The sequence below is a fragment of the Polaromonas sp. LjRoot131 genome (assembly GCF_964252805.1).
Taxonomy (GTDB): Bacteria; Pseudomonadota; Gammaproteobacteria; order Burkholderiales; family Burkholderiaceae_C; genus Polaromonas.
The window spans coordinates 433,962-452,355 of sequence record NZ_CAXUPF020000001.1; the positions used below are offsets into that span (position 1 = coordinate 433,962).

General features: G+C 65.8%; 17 protein-coding genes. 12 read left to right on the forward strand and 5 right to left on the reverse strand.

Translation table 11 applies throughout. The features are described 5' to 3' along the window. Positions 1 to 59: 59 nt before the first annotated feature. Entirely contained in the window at positions 60 to 389 is a 330-nt protein-coding gene (locus tag ACSQ27_RS02065) for a carboxymuconolactone decarboxylase family protein (protein ID WP_436155385.1), read from the forward strand. After that, entirely contained in the window at positions 386 to 883 is a 498-nt protein-coding gene (locus tag ACSQ27_RS02070) for an N-acetyltransferase family protein (RefSeq protein WP_436153822.1), read from the forward strand. Before ACSQ27_RS02065 ends, ACSQ27_RS02070 begins: the two co-directional genes overlap by 4 nt. Positions 884 to 1,533: 650 nt before the next feature. On the opposite strand, the gene ACSQ27_RS02075 is transcribed toward ACSQ27_RS02070, so the two are convergent. Beyond that, the gene (locus tag ACSQ27_RS02075; RefSeq protein WP_436153823.1) at positions 1,534 to 1,713 is read right to left on the reverse strand and encodes a hypothetical protein; all 180 of its coding nucleotides are present in this window, start codon (positions 1,711 to 1,713) and stop codon (positions 1,534 to 1,536) included. Between the two features lie 299 nt (positions 1,714 to 2,012). On the opposite strand from ACSQ27_RS02075, the gene ACSQ27_RS02080 reads away from it, so the two are divergent. After that, positions 2,013 to 2,348: a DUF883 family protein gene (locus ACSQ27_RS02080; RefSeq protein WP_436153824.1), complete on the forward strand. Its 336-nt coding sequence runs from the start codon at positions 2,013 to 2,015 to the stop codon at positions 2,346 to 2,348. A 174-nt stretch (positions 2,349 to 2,522) separates the two neighbouring features. Continuing rightward, complete coding sequence (locus ACSQ27_RS02085; RefSeq protein ID WP_436153825.1) at positions 2,523 to 3,458, forward strand: DUF808 domain-containing protein; 936 nt, start codon at positions 2,523 to 2,525, stop codon at positions 3,456 to 3,458. Here ACSQ27_RS02085 and ACSQ27_RS02090 read toward each other — a convergent pair. After that, positions 3,455 to 3,664 (reverse strand): hypothetical protein, encoded by a 210-nt coding sequence (locus ACSQ27_RS02090; RefSeq protein ID WP_436153826.1) that lies wholly within the window; start codon positions 3,662 to 3,664, stop codon positions 3,455 to 3,457. The two genes, ACSQ27_RS02085 and ACSQ27_RS02090, sit on opposite strands and share 4 nt — an antisense overlap. A 122-nt stretch (positions 3,665 to 3,786) precedes the next feature. Continuing rightward, positions 3,787 to 4,758, reverse strand: coding sequence for a LysR substrate-binding domain-containing protein (locus ACSQ27_RS02095; protein ID WP_436153827.1), 972 nt, complete (start codon positions 4,756 to 4,758; stop codon positions 3,787 to 3,789). Between the two features lie 481 nt (positions 4,759 to 5,239). Between ACSQ27_RS02095 and ACSQ27_RS02100 the strand changes: the two genes are divergently transcribed. The 4 genes from ACSQ27_RS02100 to ACSQ27_RS02115 all read left to right on the forward strand — a co-directional run bounded on the left by ACSQ27_RS02100 (position 5,240) and on the right by ACSQ27_RS02115 (position 12,285). Beyond that, the gene (locus ACSQ27_RS02100) at positions 5,240 to 6,112 is read left to right on the forward strand and encodes an alpha/beta hydrolase (protein WP_436153828.1); all 873 of its coding nucleotides are present in this window, start codon (positions 5,240 to 5,242) and stop codon (positions 6,110 to 6,112) included. A 241-nt stretch (positions 6,113 to 6,353) separates the two neighbouring features. Further along, complete coding sequence (locus tag ACSQ27_RS02105) at positions 6,354 to 7,583, forward strand: efflux RND transporter periplasmic adaptor subunit (RefSeq protein WP_436153829.1); 1,230 nt, start codon at positions 6,354 to 6,356, stop codon at positions 7,581 to 7,583. Positions 7,584 to 7,616: 33 nt separating this feature from the next. Continuing rightward, positions 7,617 to 10,850 (forward strand): efflux RND transporter permease subunit, encoded by a 3,234-nt coding sequence (locus ACSQ27_RS02110; RefSeq protein WP_436153830.1) that lies wholly within the window; start codon positions 7,617 to 7,619, stop codon positions 10,848 to 10,850. Positions 10,851 to 10,878: 28 nt separating this feature from the next. Continuing rightward, positions 10,879 to 12,285: an efflux transporter outer membrane subunit gene (locus ACSQ27_RS02115; RefSeq protein WP_436153831.1), complete on the forward strand. Its 1,407-nt coding sequence runs from the start codon at positions 10,879 to 10,881 to the stop codon at positions 12,283 to 12,285. A gap of 226 nt (positions 12,286 to 12,511) precedes the next feature. On the opposite strand, the gene ACSQ27_RS02120 is transcribed toward ACSQ27_RS02115, so the two are convergent. After that, a complete protein-coding gene (locus tag ACSQ27_RS02120) occupies positions 12,512 to 12,970 on the reverse strand; it encodes a hypothetical protein (protein WP_436153832.1) in 459 nt (152 codons plus the stop codon). A gap of 346 nt (positions 12,971 to 13,316) precedes the next feature. Between ACSQ27_RS02120 and ACSQ27_RS02125 the strand changes: the two genes are divergently transcribed. The 4 genes from ACSQ27_RS02125 (at position 13,317) to ACSQ27_RS02140 (ending at position 17,101) form a co-directional block, all read left to right on the forward strand. Next, complete coding sequence (locus tag ACSQ27_RS02125; protein ID WP_436153833.1) at positions 13,317 to 14,573, forward strand: methyltransferase; 1,257 nt, start codon at positions 13,317 to 13,319, stop codon at positions 14,571 to 14,573. 12 nt (positions 14,574 to 14,585) lie between these two features. Continuing rightward, positions 14,586 to 15,602 (forward strand): tRNA dihydrouridine synthase, encoded by a 1,017-nt coding sequence (locus ACSQ27_RS02130; protein WP_436153834.1) that lies wholly within the window; start codon positions 14,586 to 14,588, stop codon positions 15,600 to 15,602. 121 nt (positions 15,603 to 15,723) lie between these two features. After that, on the forward strand, positions 15,724 to 16,143 hold the full coding sequence (locus ACSQ27_RS02135; RefSeq protein WP_436153835.1) for an RcnB family protein: 420 nt from the start codon (positions 15,724 to 15,726) through the stop codon (positions 16,141 to 16,143). A gap of 103 nt (positions 16,144 to 16,246) precedes the next feature. Continuing rightward, positions 16,247 to 17,101: a PA4780 family RIO1-like protein kinase gene (locus ACSQ27_RS02140; RefSeq protein ID WP_436153836.1), complete on the forward strand. Its 855-nt coding sequence runs from the start codon at positions 16,247 to 16,249 to the stop codon at positions 17,099 to 17,101. Here the strand turns inward: ACSQ27_RS02140 and ACSQ27_RS02145 are convergent. After that, positions 17,098 to 18,297 (reverse strand): multidrug effflux MFS transporter, encoded by a 1,200-nt coding sequence (locus tag ACSQ27_RS02145; RefSeq protein WP_436153837.1) that lies wholly within the window; start codon positions 18,295 to 18,297, stop codon positions 17,098 to 17,100. The two genes, ACSQ27_RS02140 and ACSQ27_RS02145, sit on opposite strands and share 4 nt — an antisense overlap. Positions 18,298 to 18,394: the final 97 nt, after the last annotated feature.

The window sequence follows — 18,394 nt, forward strand, 5'->3', positions numbered from 1 at the left end:
ACGTGACCGAACCATCTTCCAGCGACTTCGACAAGGGCCTGGCCACCCGCAAACAGGTGATGGGTGAAGACTTCGTGGCCAATGCCTTCGGCAAGGCGACCGACTTTTCCCTGCCCATCCAGCACTACATCACCCGCAACGCCTGGGGCGACGTGTGGCAGCGGCCTGGGCTGGATTTGAAGACCCGCAGCCTGATCACCGTGGCCATGCTGACCGCCCTGGGCAAGCAGCATGAACTCAAGGGCCATGTGCGCGGCGCCTTGAACAACGGCGTGACGCCGGAGCAGCTTCAGGAGGTGCTGCTGCACGCCAGCATCTACTGCGGCCTGCCGGCGGCCGTCGAGGCCTTCCGCACGGCCGCCGAAGTGGTGGACGCGCCCAAGCCATGAGCCAGATACAGATTCGCCGCTGCGAAGAAGCCGACTGGCCGGCCGTCTGGCCGCTGCTGCGCGCCACCTTCGAAGCCGGCGACACCTACGCTTTTTCGCCGGACAGCACCGAAGCCGAAATCCATGCCGCGTGGATGGAGGCGCCCCGCGCCACCTACGTGGTGCGTGACGGTGAAGGGCCCGTGCTAGGCACCTATTTCATCAAGGCCAACCAGCCCGGCCTGGGTTCGCATGTCTGCAACTGCGGTTATGTGGTCGCACCCGAGGCCCAGGGGCAAGGCCTGGCGTCGGCGATGTGCGAACACTCGCAGCGCGAGGCGCTGGCCATGGGGTTTCTGGCGATGCAGTTCAACCTTGTGGTGTCGACCAACGAACGGGCGGTTCGGTTATGGCAAAGATTGGGGTTTGAGGTGGTGGCGACTTTGCCGAGGGCTTTTCGGCATTTGAGGTTGGGGTTGGTGGATGCTTTTGTGATGTTCAAGACTTTGGGTTGAGCCTGTTCTTGTCCCTACGGCGTGCCCCCTGCTGAGTTCTGCTGGCCGGGAGTGGCCCGGCGGCCAGTAACTTTCTTTTGCTTCGCCAAAAGAAAGTCACCAAAGAAAAGGCGACCCGCAGTCTGGGTCCCTACGCTTCGCTACGGGCAACCTGCGGTGCTCGAGCCAAGCGGGGTCCGGCTAAACTCGCTTCGCTCAGACAACGCCGGCCCTGATCCGCTTGTCTCTGCGCTCCTCGGCCCAGCCAGGACGGGGCAAGCGGGAGCGGGAACCAAAGACAAAAATATCAAGAAGACAAATACAACAAGGACTCGCCACGGCGAGTCCTTGTTTCTTCAGGTATTGGTATTCCTTTCCCCACCCCTTGTGGATGCGCCGAGGAGCGCAGGTTCAGGCGGATCAGGGATCGCGTTGTTTGAGCCGAAGGCGAGTTTAGCGAGACCCCGCCTGAACCGAGCACCGCAGGTTGCCCGTAGCGAAGCGGAGGGACGCAGCAACCAGGGTCGCCTTTTCTTTTGCTTACTTTTCTTTTGGCGAAGCAAAAGAAAAGTAAGTTGCCGCCGGGCAACCCCCGGCCAGCCATCCTCAGCAGAGAGCACAGAGGAGAGGAAGCGCGCGGCCGGCGCAAGACCCGGCCTCAAGACCCGGCCTCAAGAAGGAACATTCACTACCCGCTCATCGTCCGGAATGAGGGGCGTCCCCTCATCCGGCTCCACCGGCAACTCCAGCGCATCGTCATCATCCGGCGCCTCTTCGGGCGGGCCGTGGCGCGGCTGGCCGTTATTGGCCGAGCCGGTTCTCAATGCGGGTCTGGCTATCCTGGTGGGCATGATCTTCTCCTTGGCTCTGGTTGGGCGACGCCTCTAGACGCTTGGACGATGATGCGCGAGCGGGTAGCGTGGCCCGCCAAGCCAAGCGGCTGTTTCTCTGTCAGTGCAGGCCGACAAGCCAGCAAGCTTTCGCAACACTCTGTTGTCCTACACCCGGCCTGTCTTCCGGCGCACAGCTTGTTGCCGCGCGCCTGCCTACAGTCAAAAGAGACGGCGATGGTCCGAGCGCATGGCCTTATCAACCAAGCAATCCCTCTGGCCTCCTGCCTATTGTGTGGAATTTTTTTGAAAGAAGCATCATGGACAAAACCACAGCATCGCCCGCCAACGGCAATCCCATCCAACGCGGCGTCGAGTCCGCCGGCGCGGCCCTCCACAGCGGCATCGACAAGGTGACCGATCCGGCGCGCAGCGCGGTGGAACGTGCTTCCTCGGCGGCGCATCAAGGCGTCGACAAGCTCGCGGGCACCGCCAGCAGCGTGGCCGACCGCTTCGCCGACCAGACGCGCCGCATCAGCGAAGCGCCCGCGCATGCGCTGGAAACTTCGAAATCCTGGGTGCAGGAGCGGCCGCTGGAAGCCGTGGGCGCGGCCCTGGCGATCGGCTTTATCCTGGGGCGGCTGACTGCGCGCTGAACTGGTGTCTTCTCTCCGGAAAAGCCGCCTGCGGGCGGCTTTTTCTTTTGCGTAGCGGAATTTGGGTACAGTAGGCGGCTCTTCCTCGGTGCGCCATAGCTACAACACCATGCGCCGGATGCCTCTGACACCCACTGCGGCTCATCGCCGCGGCCCTGACGAAAAAGAATACCTATGGCCAGCAGCCTGCTTGCATTGATCGACGATATCGCCACCGTGCTGGACGACGTGGCGCTGCTTTCCAAAGTTGCCGCCAAAAAGACCGCCGGCGTGCTGGGCGACGACCTGGCGCTCAACGCCCAGCAGGTCTCGGGCGTCAAGGCGGATCGCGAACTGCCGGTGGTCTGGGCCGTGGCCCGGGGTTCTTTCATCAACAAGGCCATCCTGGTGCCGGCGGCGCTGGCCATCAGCGCTTTCGCGCCCTGGGCGGTGACGCCGCTGCTGATGGTGGGCGGCGCCTTTCTCTGCTACGAGGGTTTTGAAAAACTCGCGCACAAATTCATGCACAGCGCGCACGAGCAGGCGGCCGAGCACGAAGCGCTCACGGCCGCGCTGTCCAATCCCGCGGTGGACCTGGTGGCGCTGGAAAAAGACAAGATCAAGGGCGCGGTGCGCACCGACTTCATCCTCTCGGCCGAGATCATCGCGATCACGCTGGGAACGGTGCAGGCCAGCCCTTTCATCACGCAGGTCGCGGTGCTGTGCGGCATCGCGCTGCTCATGACGGTGGGGGTGTACGGCCTGGTGGCCGGCATCGTCAAGCTCGACGACGGCGGGCTCTACCTGAACCAGCGCGCGGGCGAAGGCGCCTGGCCTGCTTTTCAGCGCGGCCTGGGCCGGGCCATCCTGTGGGCCGCACCCTGGCTCATGAAGGGGCTGTCGGTGGCCGGCACGGCCGCGATGTTCCTGGTGGGCGGGGGCATACTCACGCACGGCATCGCGCCCCTGCACAACTTCATTGAATCGCTCACGCAGCAGGTGGCGGCCGGTGCGGGCGCTTTTCTGGCCGCGCTCACGCCGCTGTTGATGGACGCGGTGGTGGGCCTGGTGGCGGGCGCGCTGGTGCTGCTGCTGGTCAGCCTGGCCAAGCGGCTGCGGCCGCGCGCTTAAGAAGCGTCCGACTTGCCCGGGCGGGCAGGTTTTTCCGGTGATTCGTCCTTGTGCTCCCGGGCTTCCCCGGCGGGCTGGTCGTCCGGCACGGGAAACGGCCATCGCCCTTTCTGCTGGGGCGGCGAGGGCAGGGCGGCTTCCCGGGCCCGCTGCTCCAGCGCCCTGCGGCTTTCGGCATCGGGCGCGGGTGCTTTCAATCTTGGCATGGAGGCTCTTTCGCAAACAGGATGAAGGACGGCATCAGGCAGGTCTCGACCTTAATCCTCTTGTGCCGCACACCCTGTAGGCTGTCAGTGACGCTGACTGTAGGAGATGCCGAGGGACGCCGCTACTCGACGAGTGCTTCGGCCGTGGGCTGCGCGCGCGTGATGCGGCCCGGCAGCGTGCTTTTGCGCTGGATCAGGTCGTGCTTGGCGAACAGCTCCGCGATCCAGTCGACAAAGACGCGCACCTTGTTGCTCAGGTGGCGGTTCGGCGGGTAGACCACGTGGATGGGCTTGGCCTCTGAGCACCAGCCGTTGAACAGCGGCTCCAGCGCTCCGCTGCTGATGTGGTGCTGGACCAGGAAGGTCAAGGTCTGCAGCACGCCCAGGCCGGCCAGCGCCGCCGCCACGCCGGCATTTGAGTCATTGACCGAGAGCTGGTGGTGGCCGTCGATTTCTACCGCCTGCCCGTCCTTGTGCAGCGTGACGGTATAGAGCTTGCCGTCGCGCGGCGACGTATAACGAATCAGCCTGTGCCCATGTGCGAGTTCCTGCGGATGCTGGGGCACGCCGTGGCGTTTGAGGTAGGCGGGCGAGGCGCAGGACATCAAATAGAACTCGCCGATGCGGCGCGCCACCAGCGACTGGTCGGTGATCTCGCCGCCGCGGATCACGCAGTCCACGTTCTCGGCCAGGATGTCGATGGGCCGGTCGCTCACGCCCAGCTCCAGCTGGATGTCGGGGTAGCGCGCATAAAAATCCGGCAGGGCCGGAATGACCACCGCCATGCCCAGGGAAGAAGGGATGTCCACCTTGAGCCGGCCGCGCGGGCTGGCCTTGGCGCGCGACATGCTCGATTCGAGCTCTTCCATCTCGCCCAGCAGGCGGCCGGCGCGTTCGTAATAAGCCGCGCCGTCGGCCGTGACCGTGACCTTGCGCGTGGTGCGGTTGAGCAGCTTGGTGTCCAGCGACTGCTCCAGTGTCTGGATCAGCCGCGTCACGGTCGGCTTGGGCATGCCCATGGAATCGGCGGCCTTGGTGAAAGTGCCGGCTTCCACGACCCGTACAAAGGCCTGCATTGCGGAAAACTTGTCCATGAGAAGTCCTGTCCTGTGGTCCTGGTAAGGGTCTGTCAATGCACTGGAGGCGTGGCAAGCGGGTGGGCCTGCTGCCTCGTTCCCCGGCGGCGGGTGGCCGCTGGGGTCCTGGGGAAAGTCGTGGAGATCCGCGAACGGCGGCTTATGGGGGAGATGCGAGGGGCGATTGTGACCATCATGGCGGCTTCCTGCGGACGGGCCCAAATAGCCCTTGGCGGTGTCCGGGTTTTCCCTTGCTCCTTTGACCTTGCCACGGAGGCAAGGCTGACACTTCGCGCCCATAGGCAGAAAAGCGGGCAATGAAGCAGGCAGGGGCTTGTGCGGCAATTTGCCCGGTACCGGGGCGTGAGCGGCTTGGCCATCCCCCCGATTGTTGCATTGGTGAAATAAAGAATAAACGGAATGGCTATTTATTAAGTGATGCCCCGCGCGTATCTTCTGCTGCATTGCAACAAACCGGAGGCCCTACGCGGTCACGACGATGAAAAGCCAGCAGCCCGCCCTCACAGGCGCCGACAAAACCAGCCCCCCGTGGGTCGAAAAGCAGATCCAGCTCGCGCTGAAAAAGCCGCTGGATGTGCGTTTCTACGGGCGCCGCAGCGGCACGGGCGTGTCGCCGCTGGTGGTGCACTTCCATGCGGGCGCCTTTGTGGGCGGCTCGCTGGAAGGCGGTTCCTGCGTGGCCGGGCTGCTGGCCGACGCCGGCGCGGTGGTGATGTCGCTGGACTATCCGCTGGCCCCGGAAAACCCGTTTCCGAGCGCCGTTGAAATGGGCTACGCCGCCCTGGAGTGGGCGTTCAAGGCCCGCCACAAGCTGGCCGGCGCGGGTGCGCCGGTGTTTGTGGCCGGCGAGGAAGCCGGCGGCAATATCGCCGCGGCTGTGGCGCTGATGGCGCGCGACCTGCAGGAACCGGCCCTGGCCGGGCAAATCCTGCTGTCGCCCATGCTGGACCCTTGCCTGGCCACCGCTTCATTGCGCGACGCCGAAGCCGGCCCGGTGGGTTGCACCTGGGCCGACGGCTGGCACAACTACCTGCCGCGCCTGGAAGACGCCAGCCACCCCTATGCCGCGCCCGGCTCGGCCTTTCGCCTGGCCGGCCTGCCGCCCACGCTGCTGATCACGGCGCAGGACGACCCGCTGCGCGACGAGACGCTGGCTTATGCCGCGCGCCTGCGCGCCGCCGGCCTGGTCGCGATCGACACGGTGCTGCCGGTTCCCACGGGCTGGCCCTGCAGCTACCTGGAGCCGGCGAACCATAAGGAAGCTTGGGCGCCGCTGATCCATGAGCGCTTCAGCCGTTTTTTCGCCACCGCGCTGGATGCGCGGACCGCCGCGCAGAGCGCGCTGTCCTGAAGTTTTAGACGTTCAATTTTTTCTTTGAGGGAGTCCACCATGCCACTGATTCATCCAGGTACCGACCAGCGCCGCGCGGCAACGCCGCGGCGGGCTGATAGCCCTTGCGGCGCACCGTGTTTGCGCGCCATGCGCTTGACCTCAACTTAAGTTGAGGTTCTACAGTCGCCGGTTCGCCTCATTCATCCCATCCTTTTCCAATTTCATCAGTTTCATCCATCCAATCATCGAGAGAATTGACATGCCATCCATACAACTGCATACCCCCAAACGCCGCCTGCTGGCCGTGGCCCTTGCCGTGCTCGCCGTGACCGGCATCGCCGCCGCCGTGTTCGGCGTCTCCAGCACCAGTGCCCAGTCCGGTCCCGCCGCGCCGCAAGCCACCCCTGTCTCGGTGGCCACCGTTGTGCAGAGCGACGTTTCCGCCTGGGACGAATTTTCCGGCCGGCTGGAAGCCGTCGAGCGCGTGGACATCCGCTCGCGCGTGGCCGGCACCATTCAGTCCGTGCACTTCCGCGAAGGCGCGCTCGTCAAGAAGGGTGACCTGCTGCTGACCATAGACCCGGCCCCGTATGCCGCCGATGTGGAGCGCGCCGATGCGCAGGTCGCGGCCGCCCAGGCCCGCGTCACCCAGGCCAAGGGTGAGCAGGAGCGCTCGCAGCGCCTGTGGAGCGAGCAGGCCATCTCCAAGCGTGAATTCGACGAGCGCACCAACGGCAAGGGCGAAGCCGACGCCAACCTGCGCGCCGCGCAAGCGGCCCTGCAGACGGCGCAGCTGAGCCTGGGCTATACCCAGGTGCGCGCGCCGGTATCCGGCCGCGTCGGCAAGCTCGAAGTGACGGTGGGCAACCTGGTCGCCGCCGGCCCCGGCGCGCCGGTGCTGACCACGCTGGTGTCGGTGAGCCCCATCTACGCAAGCTTTGATGCCGACGAGCAGGTCGTGGCCAAGGCCCTCAAAGACGTGGGCGGCAACGGCGGCCCGGCCAGCCGCAGCCTGGAGCGCATCCCCGTGCAGATGGGCACCGCCGCCAGCACCGACACGCCGTTTGAAGGCAAGCTGCAGCTCGTCGACAACCAGGTCGACGCCCGCAGCGGCACCGTGCGCGCCCGCGCCGTGTTCGACAACAAGGACGGCCAGCTGATGCCCGGCCAGTTCGCGCGCATCCGCATGGGCCAGGCCACCAAGGGCACGGCGCTGCTGATCAATGAACGCGCTGTCGGCACCGACCAGAACAAAAAATTTGTGCTGGTGGTGGGCGCCGATAACAAGGCGGTCTACCGAGAAGTCACGCTGGGCGCCTCCGTCAACGGCCTGCGGGTGGTCAAGGGCGGCCTGGCCGCCAACGAACGCATTGTCGTCAACGGCCTGCAGCGCATTCGCCCCGGTGCGCTGGTCGCGCCGCAAGCGGTGGAAATGTCCGCCAAGGCTGAACTCACCGAAAAAGCCGTGAAGGTCGCGGCCAAATCCTGAGCCCGCCTTGACACCTGAACAAGAAGAATCGCCATGAATCTATCCAAGTTTTTTATTGACCGGCCCATCTTTGCCGGCGTGCTGTCGCTGCTGATGTTCATCGCCGGACTGATCGCGCTGCGCTCGCTGCCGATCGCCGAGTATCCCGACGTGGTGCCTCCCACCGTGGTGGTGCGCGCCAACTACCCGGGCGCCAACCCCAAGGTGATTGCCGAAACGGTTGCCACGCCGCTGGAGGAATCCATCAACGGCGTGGACGGCATGCTCTACATGAGCAGCCAGGCCACGACGGACGGCCTGATGACGCTCAACGTCACCTTCAAGCTGGGCACCGACCCCGACAAGGCCCAGCAGCTGGTGCAAAACCGTGTCTCGCAAGCCGAGCCGCGCCTTCCTGAAGAAGTGCGCCGCCTGGGCATCACGACCATCAAGAGCTCGCCCGACCTCACGATGGTGGTGCACTTGCTCTCGCCCAACGACCGCTATGACATGACCTACCTGCGCAACTACGCGGTGCTCAACGTCAAGGACCGTCTGGCGCGCATCAACGGCGTGGGCCAGGTGCAGCTCTTCGGTTCGGGTGACTATTCAATGCGCGTCTGGCTGGATCCGCAGAAGGTGGCCGAGCGCGGCTTGTCCGCCGGCGACGTGGTGCGCGCCATCCGTGAGCAGAACATCCAGGCCGCCGCCGGCGTGGTGGGCGCTTCGCCCGGCCTGCCCGGCGTGGACATGCAGTTGTCCATCAACGCCCAGGGCCGCCTGCAGAGCGAGGAAGAATTCGGCGACATCATCGTCAAGACCGACAAGGGCGGCGCCGTGACGCGCCTGCGCGACATTTCCCGCCTGGAGCTGGGCGCCTCCGACTACGCGCTGCGCTCGCTGCTGGACAACAAGCAGGCCGTGGCCGTGCCGGTGTTCGCCGCGCCGGGCTCCAACGCCATCCAGATTTCGGACGACGTGCAGGCCGTGATGAAAGAGCTCAAAAAGAACATGCCCGAGGGCGTGGACTACGAGATCGTCTATGACACCACGCAGTTCGTGCGCTCGTCCATCGAGGCCGTGGTGCACACGCTGCTCGAGGCCGTGGCCCTGGTGGTGCTGGTCGTGATCATCTTCCTGCAGACCTGGCGCGCTTCGGTCATCCCGCTGCTGGCCGTGCCCATTTCCGTCATCGGCACCTTCGCAGTGATGCACCTCTTCGGCTTTTCGATCAACGCGCTCAGCCTGTTCGGGCTGGTGCTGGCCATCGGCATCGTGGTCGACGACGCCATCGTGGTGGTGGAAAACGTCGAGCGCAACATCGAGGCGGGCCTGAGTCCGCGCGACGCCACCTACCGCGCCATGCGCGAAGTGTCCGGGCCCATCATCGCGATTGCCCTGGTGCTGATCGCCGTGTTCGTGCCGCTGGCCTTCATCACCGGCCTGTCGGGCCAGTTCTACAAGCAGTTCGCGCTGACCATCGCCATCTCGACCGTGATCTCGGCGATCAACTCGCTGACGCTGTCGCCCGCGCTGGCCGCCTTGCTGCTCAAGGGCCACGACGCACCCAAGGACGCGCTGACCCGCGGCATGGATAAAATCTTCGGCCGTTTCTTCGGCGCCTTCAACAAGGCCTTCAGCCGCGGCTCCGAGAACTACAGCCGCGGTGTCAAGGGCGCGATCTCGCGCAAGGCCGTGATGCTGGGCGTCTACCTGGTGCTGGTGCTGGCCACCACGGGCCTGTTCAAGGCCGTGCCCAGTGGCTTTGTGCCCGGCCAGGACAAGCAGTACCTGATCGGTTTTGCGCAGTTGCCTGACGGCGCCACGCTGGATCGCACCGAAGACGTGATCCGCAAGATCAGCGACATCGCCATGAAACAACCCGGCGTGGAACACGCGATTGCCTTCCCGGGCCTGTCGATCAACGGCTTCACCAACAGCTCCAACTCGGGCATCGTGTTTCTTTCGCTGAAACCGTTTGACCAGCGCAAGAGCGCGGACCTGAGTGCCGGTGCCATCGCCGGCCAGCTGAACGGCAAGTTCGGCGGCATCCAGGAAGCCTTTATCGCGATGTTCCCGCCGCCGCCCGTGCAGGGCCTGGGCACCACCGGCGGTTTCAAGCTGCAGCTGGAAGACCGCGGCTCGCTCGGTTATGCCGCGCTCGACAAAGCCACCAAGGACTTCATGGCCAAGGCCTACCAGACGCCTGAACTGGCGGGTATGTTCTCGAGCTTCCAGGTCAACGTGCCGCAGCTGTATGCCGACATCGACCGCACCAAGGCGCGCCAGCTCGGCGTGCCGGTGACCGACGTGTTCGACACCATGCAGATCTACCTGGGCAGCCTGTACGCCAACGACTTCAACAAGTTCGGCCGCACCTACTCGGTGCGGGTCCAGGCCGACGCGCCTTACCGCGCCCGCGCCGAGGACATCGGCCTGCTCAAGGTGCGCTCGGCCACCGGCGAAATGGTGCCGCTGTCGGCGCTGATGAAGGTCACGCCCAGCTTCGGCCCGGAACGCGCCATGCGCTACAACGGCTTCCTGTCGGCCGACATCAACGGCGGCGCCGCCCCCGGCTATTCGTCGGGCCAGGCGCAGGACGCGGTCGCCCGCATCGCGGCCGAAACCCTGCCGCCCGGCATCAGCTATGAGTGGACCGACCTGACCTACCAGGAAATCATCGCCGGCAACTCGGCCATGTGGGTGTTCCCGCTGGCGCTGCTGCTGGTCTTCCTGGTGCTGGCCGCGCAGTATGAAAGCCTGACCCTGCCGATCGCCATCGTGCTGATCGTGCCCATGGGCCTGCTGGCCGCCATGCTGGGCGTCAAGCTCACCGGCGGCGACAACAACATCTTCACGCAGATCGGCTTGATCGTGCTGGTGGGGTTGTCGGCGAAGAACGCCATCCTGATCGTGGAGTTCGCGCGCGAGCTCGAGTTTGCCGGGCGCACGCCGCTGCAGGCCGCGATCGAAGCCAGCCGCCTGCGCCTGCGCCCCATCCTGATGACCTCGCTGGCCTTCATCATGGGTGTGCTGCCCCTGGTGCTGTCGACCGGCGCCGGTGCAGAGATGCGCCATGCCATGGGTGTGGCGGTGTTCTCGGGAATGATTGGCGTGACGGCTTTCGGCCTGTTCCTCACGCCGGTGTTCTACGTCACCCTGCGTCGCCTCACGGGCAACCGCCCGCTCAAGCTGCACGGCGAAGTGCCGCACATCGAGGCCTTCGCGGGCAGCGGCGGCGCGGGTACGCATGCGCAGCCGGCGGCACCCGTCAAGCTTCACGAATAACAACAAGCATCACGTCAAGGAGTTCAACATGAACCACACATCGTCAAAACTGCGCACCGCGCTGCTGCCCCTGCTGGCCGCCCTGGTGCTGGCCGGCTGCGCCACCAGCGCGTCGGTGGATCCGGCCAGCATTCCCGCCGCGCCCGCGGCTTATAAAGAGAATGTAGGCACGGCAAGCACCGCAACCGCCACGGCCCCGCAATCGCAGGGCGCCTGGTGGAAGGTGTTCGCCGATCCGGTGCTGGACCAACTGGTCGAGCAGGCCGCCGCCAACAACAACAGCGTCAAGGTGGCCGCGGGCCGGCTGGCTCAGGCGCGCGCCATCCTGCGCAACACCGATGCCGACCGCCTGCCGCAAGTGGGCTTGAGCGGCGGCGCCGTGCGCCAGAGCAACATCACCACCAATCGCGTCGCGCAGACCACGGTCACGGCCGCCGCCAATTTTTCGTATGAAGTTGATTTGATCGGCAAGCTCTCGCTGAATTCGGACGCCGCCTCGCTCGACGCCCAGTCACGCGAAGCCCTGCTGCGCAGCACCCAGCTGCTGGTGCAGGCCGATGTGGCGCAGGCCTACCTCAACCTGCGCGCGCTGGACAGCGAGCGCACGCTGGTGCGCGACACGCTGAAGGCTTACGGCAACACGCTGCGCCTGACGGAAGTGCGCTTCCGCGAGGGCGACGTGGCCGAGCTCGACGTCGCCCGCGTGCGCGCCGAGGTCGCCGCTACCGAGTCCGAAGCACTGGCGCTGGACCAGCGCCGCGCCGCGCTGGAGCATGCGCTGGCCGTCCTGGTCGGACAGGTGGCTTCGAATTTTGCCGTCGCACCCACCGAGTGGTCGACCGCCTTGCCCGTGATCCCGGCCGGCGTGCCCAGCACGGTGCTGGAGCGCCGTCCGGACGTCTCCGCCGCGCAGAGCAGCATGCAGGCCGCGCAGGCCCGCGTGGGTGTGGCCAAGGCCGCCTGGTTCCCGACCTTCTCGCTGACGGCCAACGGCGGTTATGCCGCGCCCGAGATCAAGGACCTGTTCAAGGTCTCGACCCAGGCCTGGGGTGTGGGCGCGCTGCTGTCGCTGCCGCTTTTTGACGGCGGCCGCCGCCAGGCCGGTGTGCAGAACGCGAATGCCGAACTCGACATCGCGCTGGCCAACTACCGTGAGCAGATCCTCGTCGCCTTCAAGGACGTGGAAGATCAGCTCTCGGCCCTGCGCCTGCTGGCCGAGCAGTCCGAAGCGCAGTCGCGCTCGGTGGCCTCGGCCACGCGCGCCACGGTGCTGTCGGATTCACGTTACCGCAACGGCTTTGTCAGCCAGCTCGAGCTGCTGGACGCCCAGCGCAGCGAACTGCGCAACCGCCGCCAGGCGCTGCAGGTCAAGACTGCGCAGTACCTGGCCACGGTGGGCCTGATCCGGGCTTTGGGTGGCGGCTGGACAGTGTGAACACCCCTGTTGAGGCTCACTTCGTGTAGCCTCCTCTCCCCTTGCAGGGGACGGGCGCCTGTGGGCCGGCAAAGCCGGACCCCGGCCCCCGCTTGGTGGGTAGGCACACCCCTATCGGCACTCACTTCGTGTAGTGCCTTTTCCCCTTGCAGAGGACGGCGCCTGCGGCCTGGCGAAGCCAGTTCCGCGGCCCCTGCTGTGGAAGAGAGTGGGGCTGGCTACGCGCTTATTCCGCCTTGCGCGTTTTGCGTGTGATGAATTCCGCGCGGGGGACGGCGTTGATGTTGGGCAGGTTCATGCCGAAGCAGGAGGGCGGGTCGTAGCAGCCGTCCAGGAAGACCCCGCCCACACGCAGCGCTTCGGCGACCAGCGCCTTGACCTCGTCGAGCCGGAAAAAAAAGCCCGTGGAGACTTTCACGAAGGAGTAGTGAAAGTGGTCTTCCGTCCGGAGCAGGGCAAATTCGCCGTTCTGGATCAGCACATAGCTGAAAGCCCAGTCCATGCGGTCGGCAAGGCTGGTTTCCAGGAAGTAGATGTCCCGGGCCTGGTCGGTCATCCAGCGCCGGCGGCTCAAGTCGAACCAGTCCCGGGTCGGGTGAATGAAACCGTTCAGTTGATTGGTGAGCTTTGGCGTGTAGACCGCGTCAAAAGTGTGTTGGTCAATGGGTTTGATTTCAAATGGCATGTTTTTTTGACACGCCTGACAGCGGCGTAGTCCCTCCAGAAACCGCACCATAGGTTCTTTTGCGGCAGTCATTCGCACCGAATGTCCGCTTGCGGAACATTGAAGGTGGATTTCTGAAAATAGGTGCGAATGTTGTGAAGCATTGCGATGAGGCCGGGGATTCGGGCACCCCTGGCAGGTCGTGATAGCCTTCGCGCGCTGGCCCCTGGTCTCTTGGTCCTTTGACCGGTGTTTCACCGGAAAAGCGGCGATTTCCAGCTTTGGCGGGCCGTTTTAAGGCGATTCAGCCCAAACGGGTGGCCGCATCTGTTAAAACACTTGGCTCCCTTTGCTGTGTTTGCCCCTGATGCCTGTTTCACCTGCCGTTCCCGTTTCTTCTTCTACCGAGCCCGTCCTTATCCACTGGACAGAGGGCGGCGAAGCCCGTTCCGCGCGCTGGCGTTCCGAGCGCGGCGCCGCGCCGCCCAAACGTGTGGTCATCGCCGACGACAGCCTGAGCGCCGACGCGGCCTATCGCCTGGCCTGCGAAGGCACCGGCCTGCTGTGGCGCGGCGACTTCCAGAATGCCCGCATGCTGGTGCAAGCCCTGGCGCGCCGTGTCGACAAACCGGCCAAGCCCAAGCGCGACAAACGCGTCAAGGCCCAGAAGGCCGGTGAGGCCGCGCAGGCCGCTGCCCCGGTCCAAGCACCGGCGCCGGTGTTTCCCGAAGCTTTCCACCTGCACCGCCAGGCCCAGGCGCAGCGCGCCCGTGTGCTGTCCATGGTGCTGATCCCGTTTGACGCGGACTACAGCATCCCGCTGCGCCGAGCGCCCGACGCCAAGAAAGCCTGTGCGGAGGCTTGGGGCCCAGCCAAAGAGGGTAACGGTCCCTCGGTGGCATCGCTGCGCGAACTCATGGGTTTTATCAGCGCGCATGAATGGCGCCGCAAGGGTGTGCCGGTTCCCGCGCTGGGCGAAGACGGGCCGCACAACCGCATCCACCCGCACTACGGGGTTTTCTCGCCGGTGCGCGGCGAGTACATAGACCTGGTGGCCCAGGCGCCTGTGCCCGAAGGCACGGCCGACCTGCTGGGCTTTGACATCGGCACCGGCACCGGTGTGCTGGCCGCCGTGCTGGCCCTGCGCAGCGGCGTGCAGCGCGTGGTCGCGACCGACCAGGACCCGCGTGCACTGGCCTGCGCGCGCGACAACCTCAAGCGCCTGGGCTTTCCGCAGATCGAGGTGCGCGAAGCCAACCTGTTTCCCGAAGGCCGCGCCCACATCATTGTCTGCAACCCGCCCTGGCTGCCCGCGCGCCCCGGCTCACCGGTCGAACATGCGGTCTATGACGAAGACAGCCGCATGCTGCTGGGTTTCCTCAACGGCCTGGCCGCGCACCTGGAGCCCAAGGGCGAGGGCTGGCTGATCCTGTCGGACTTTGCCGAGCACCTGGGCCTGCGCACGCGCGCCTGGCTGCTGGCCGCCGTCGATGCCGCGGGGCTCAAGGTCATAGACCGCCTCGATGCGCAGCCGCAGCATCCCAAAGCCTCGGACGCCGGCGATGCGCTGCATGCGGCGCGCGCGGCCGAAGTGACCTCGCTGTGGCGATTGGGCGCCAAATAGTCTCTGGATACGATGAAGGCTGAAGCACACGCTACCGTCCTGCTGGCCCCCATGGAAGGGCTGCTGGACTTTGTGCTGCGTGACATCCTCACGCGGGTCGGCGGCATAGACCGCTGTGTCTCCGAGTTCATCCGCATCACCGACCAACTGCTGCCCGAGCGCGTGTTTTTGCGCATCGTGCCCGAGCTGCATAACGGCGGCCGCACGCTGGCCGGCGTACCGGTGCGCGCGCAGCTGCTGGGCTCTGATCCCCACTGCATGGCAGAGAATGCCGCGCGGCTCGCGGGCCTGGGGCCCGACGGCATAGACCTCAACTTCGGCTGCCCGGCGGCCGTCGTCAACCGCCACGGCGGCGGGGCCTCGCTGCTCAGGGAGCCTGAAACCCTGACGGCCGTGGTCGCTGCCGTGCGCCGCGCGGTGCCGGCCCGCATGCCGGTGTCAGCCAAGATGCGCCTGGGTTATGACGACGATGCGCGCGCCGTCGAATGCGCGCTTGCGATCGAATCGGGCGGCGCCGGCGAACTGGTGGTGCATGGCCGCACCAAGGCCCAGGCCTACAGGCCGCCGGCTTACTGGGAGCGCATCGCCGACATACGCGCGGCGGTGAAAATCCCGGTCGTCGCCAACGGCGAGATATGGACAGTCGAAGACGCACGGCGCTGCCGCGAGCTCTCGGGCTGCGACACCTTGATGATTGGCCGCGGCGCGGTGCGCGACCCGGGCCTGGGCCTGGCAATCAAGGCGGACCGGCGAGGCGCGCAGGCGGATGTCGGCTGGTCCGCCTTGCTGCCGCTGATTGAAGATTTCTGGCGCATCGTGTGTTCTCGGATTGACACGCGCGCCCGGGCCGGGCGGCTCAAGCAGTGGCTGAATTTTTTGCGGCGGCGCTTTCCCGAGGCAGAAGTGGCCTACCAGGCGATCAAGACGGTGAACGACCCGGTGCTGGTCGAGGCCTGGCTGACCCAGGCGCTGCGTGGCGAAGGATTTGAACAGCATGCGGCGCATCTACGGGTGCCCGAAACGGCCTGAGCCACAAGCCTGCAAATCCCGCACACATTGCAACCAGGCTTTACACAAACACTCCTGCGGCTTTGCAACCCCTACACGGCAGGGGAACACCATGAAGACTCAGCAACCCCAAGGAGTCGACATGAAATCAACCGCCATTGTGTGTGCCATCGCCGCAGCCTCGCTGGGCTTTGCCTCGCTGTCGTTTGCGCAGGGCTATGACGGACGCGGCCCGCGGGGCGAGCCGCCGCGTGTCGAGCATCGCGGCCCCGCAGGCCATGGCCCCGGCTATCGCGCTGTAGACGACCATCGCCGCGGCGTCGAGCATCGCTATATCCGCGACGACCGCAACGACCGTCACTTCAACGGCCACGGCCGGCAGTTTTACCGCGGCGGCCACATCCCGAACGAGTACCGCGGCCGGCAGTATGTGGTGAACGACTGGCGCGGCCGCCACCTGCATGCGCCGCCGCGCGGCCAGCAATGGGTGCAGGTCGGCACGGACTACGCGCTGATCGCCATTGCCACCGGCGTGATCGCGCAACTGGTGCTCAGCAACTGATCACCATGCGCCACAGAAGAGCCTGCCCGGTCAAACGGGCGGGCTTTTTTCGGCATCCGCAGGCTTAAAAGGCCTTGCAGCCGGCGGGCGCAAAATGGGCTTCATGAAAACACCCCCGAGATTGCAGTCCCTGCTCGAAGAAGGCCTGATCGACAGCGTCGTGCGCCAGCTCATGAGCGGCAAGGAAGCCATGGTCTATGTGGTGCGCTGCGGCGACGACACGCGCTGCGCCAAGGTCTACAAGGACGCGACTGAGCGCAGCTTCCGCCAGGCGGTGGACTACACCGAAAACCGCAAGGTCAAGAACACGCGCCAGGCGCGCGCCATGGCCAAAGGCACGCGCTTCGGGCGGCAGGCGACCGAAGCGGCCTGGCAAAGCGCCGAAGTCGATGCGCTTTACCGGTTGGCGGCGGCCGGTGTGCGTGTGCCCAAACCGCATAACTTTTGCGACGGCGTGCTGCTGATGGAACTGGTCACCGACGAGCACGGGGACGCCGCCCCGCGTTTGAACGACGTCGAATTCACGGCCGAAGACGCACGCCTGCACCACGCGACCCTGCTCACGGAAGTGGTGCGCATGCTGTGCGCCGGCGTGGTGCATGGTGACTTGTCGGAATTCAACATCCTGCTGGGCGTGACGGACGGCCGGCCCGGCCCGGTCATCATCGATTTGCCGCAGGCGGTGGACGCTGCCGGCAACAACCACGCGGGCCGCATGTTGCTACGTGACGTGGGCAACCTGCGCGGCTTTTTCGGCCGCTTCGCGCCCGAGCTGCTGCAGACGGATTACGGCAGCGAGATCTGGGATTTGTACCAGCGCGGCGTGCTGCAGCCCGAGACGGCGCTGACCGGCCGCTTCGCGCACAAGACCGGCCCGGTCAACCTGGGGGCGGTGATGGGTGAAATCGACGACGCGCGTGCAGAGGAAGCGGCGCGCCGTCTGCGCATGCAGGCTTAGCGGACAGGAACTGCAGTGCGCGCACCACCCAGCGTGCCGCGCGACATCGCATACGCCAGCAGCGCGCAGCCCGCGATGCCGGCGACCATGGGCAGGGCGGTGCCGTCGGCAAACACGCCGACTGTCGCCATCACCACCGCGCCGGTCACGAACTGCAGGGTGCCCATCAGGGCCGAAGCCGTGCCGGCAATCGCGCCATGCTCTTCGAGCGCGAGCACGGCGGTGGTCGGCACCACCAGGCCCAGAAAGCCGTAGCCCACCAGCAGCAGTGCGATCATCACGTCCAGGCGTTCGATGCCGGCCAGGTTGACGACGAGCAGCAAGGCCATCACGGCCGCATAGCCCGTGACCGCCACTTTCACGATGGGCACCAGGCCGAAGCGCGCGGCCAGCTTGCCGGTGAACTGCGAGACGCCGATGAAAGACGCCGCATTGACCGCGAAGGCGATGCTGTACTGGCGCGGCGTGAGGCCGTAGTGGTCTATCAGCACAAAGGAAGAGTTGGCCAGGTAGGCGAAGAAGCTCGAGATGCCGAAGGCGCCTATGAAGACCAGGCCCATGAAGTGGCGGTCGCGCAGCAGCACGCCGTAGGCCTTGATCGCGCTGCCGAAGCTGCTGTCCACACGCTGCTCGGGCGGCCGCGTTTCGGGCAGCGTGAAGCCGACCAGCAGCAGCCCGGCAGCGGCGGCCACCGTGACGGCCCAGAACACGCTGCGCCAGCCGAAGGATTCAATCAGGATGCTGCCGGCCAATGGCGCCAGGATGGGCGAGACGCTGAAGACCAGCATCAGCAGCGACATCAGCCGCGCCGCGTCGTGGCCGGTGTGCAGGTCGCGCACGATGGCGCGCGGCACCACCATGCCGGCGCAGGCGCCCAGGCCCTGGATGAAGCGCAGCACCACCAGCGTGTGGATGTCCGGCGCCAGCGCGCAGCCTATGCTGCCCGCGGCGAATAGCAGCAGGCCGAAGTAGAGCGGCGCCTTGCGGCCCACCATGTCGGACACCGGGCCGTAAACAATCTGCCCTATGCCCAGCGAGATGAAGAAGGCCATCAGGCTGGCCTGCACCGCGCCCATGGAGGCGCCCAGGCTCTGCCCGATGGAGGGCAGGGCGGGCAGGTACATGTCGATGGCGAAGGGGCCGATGGCGGACAGCAAACCCAGCACCAGGGCTGCCCGGAAGAAACTTTTGGTCATGAATGGAAATGGATCAGGCCGTTCGTGCTATTGACAGCGGGCTCTTGGCCTTCGCACGAAACCGGTGTTGTGAAAGCTGCCAGGGTAGGGCCGTGGC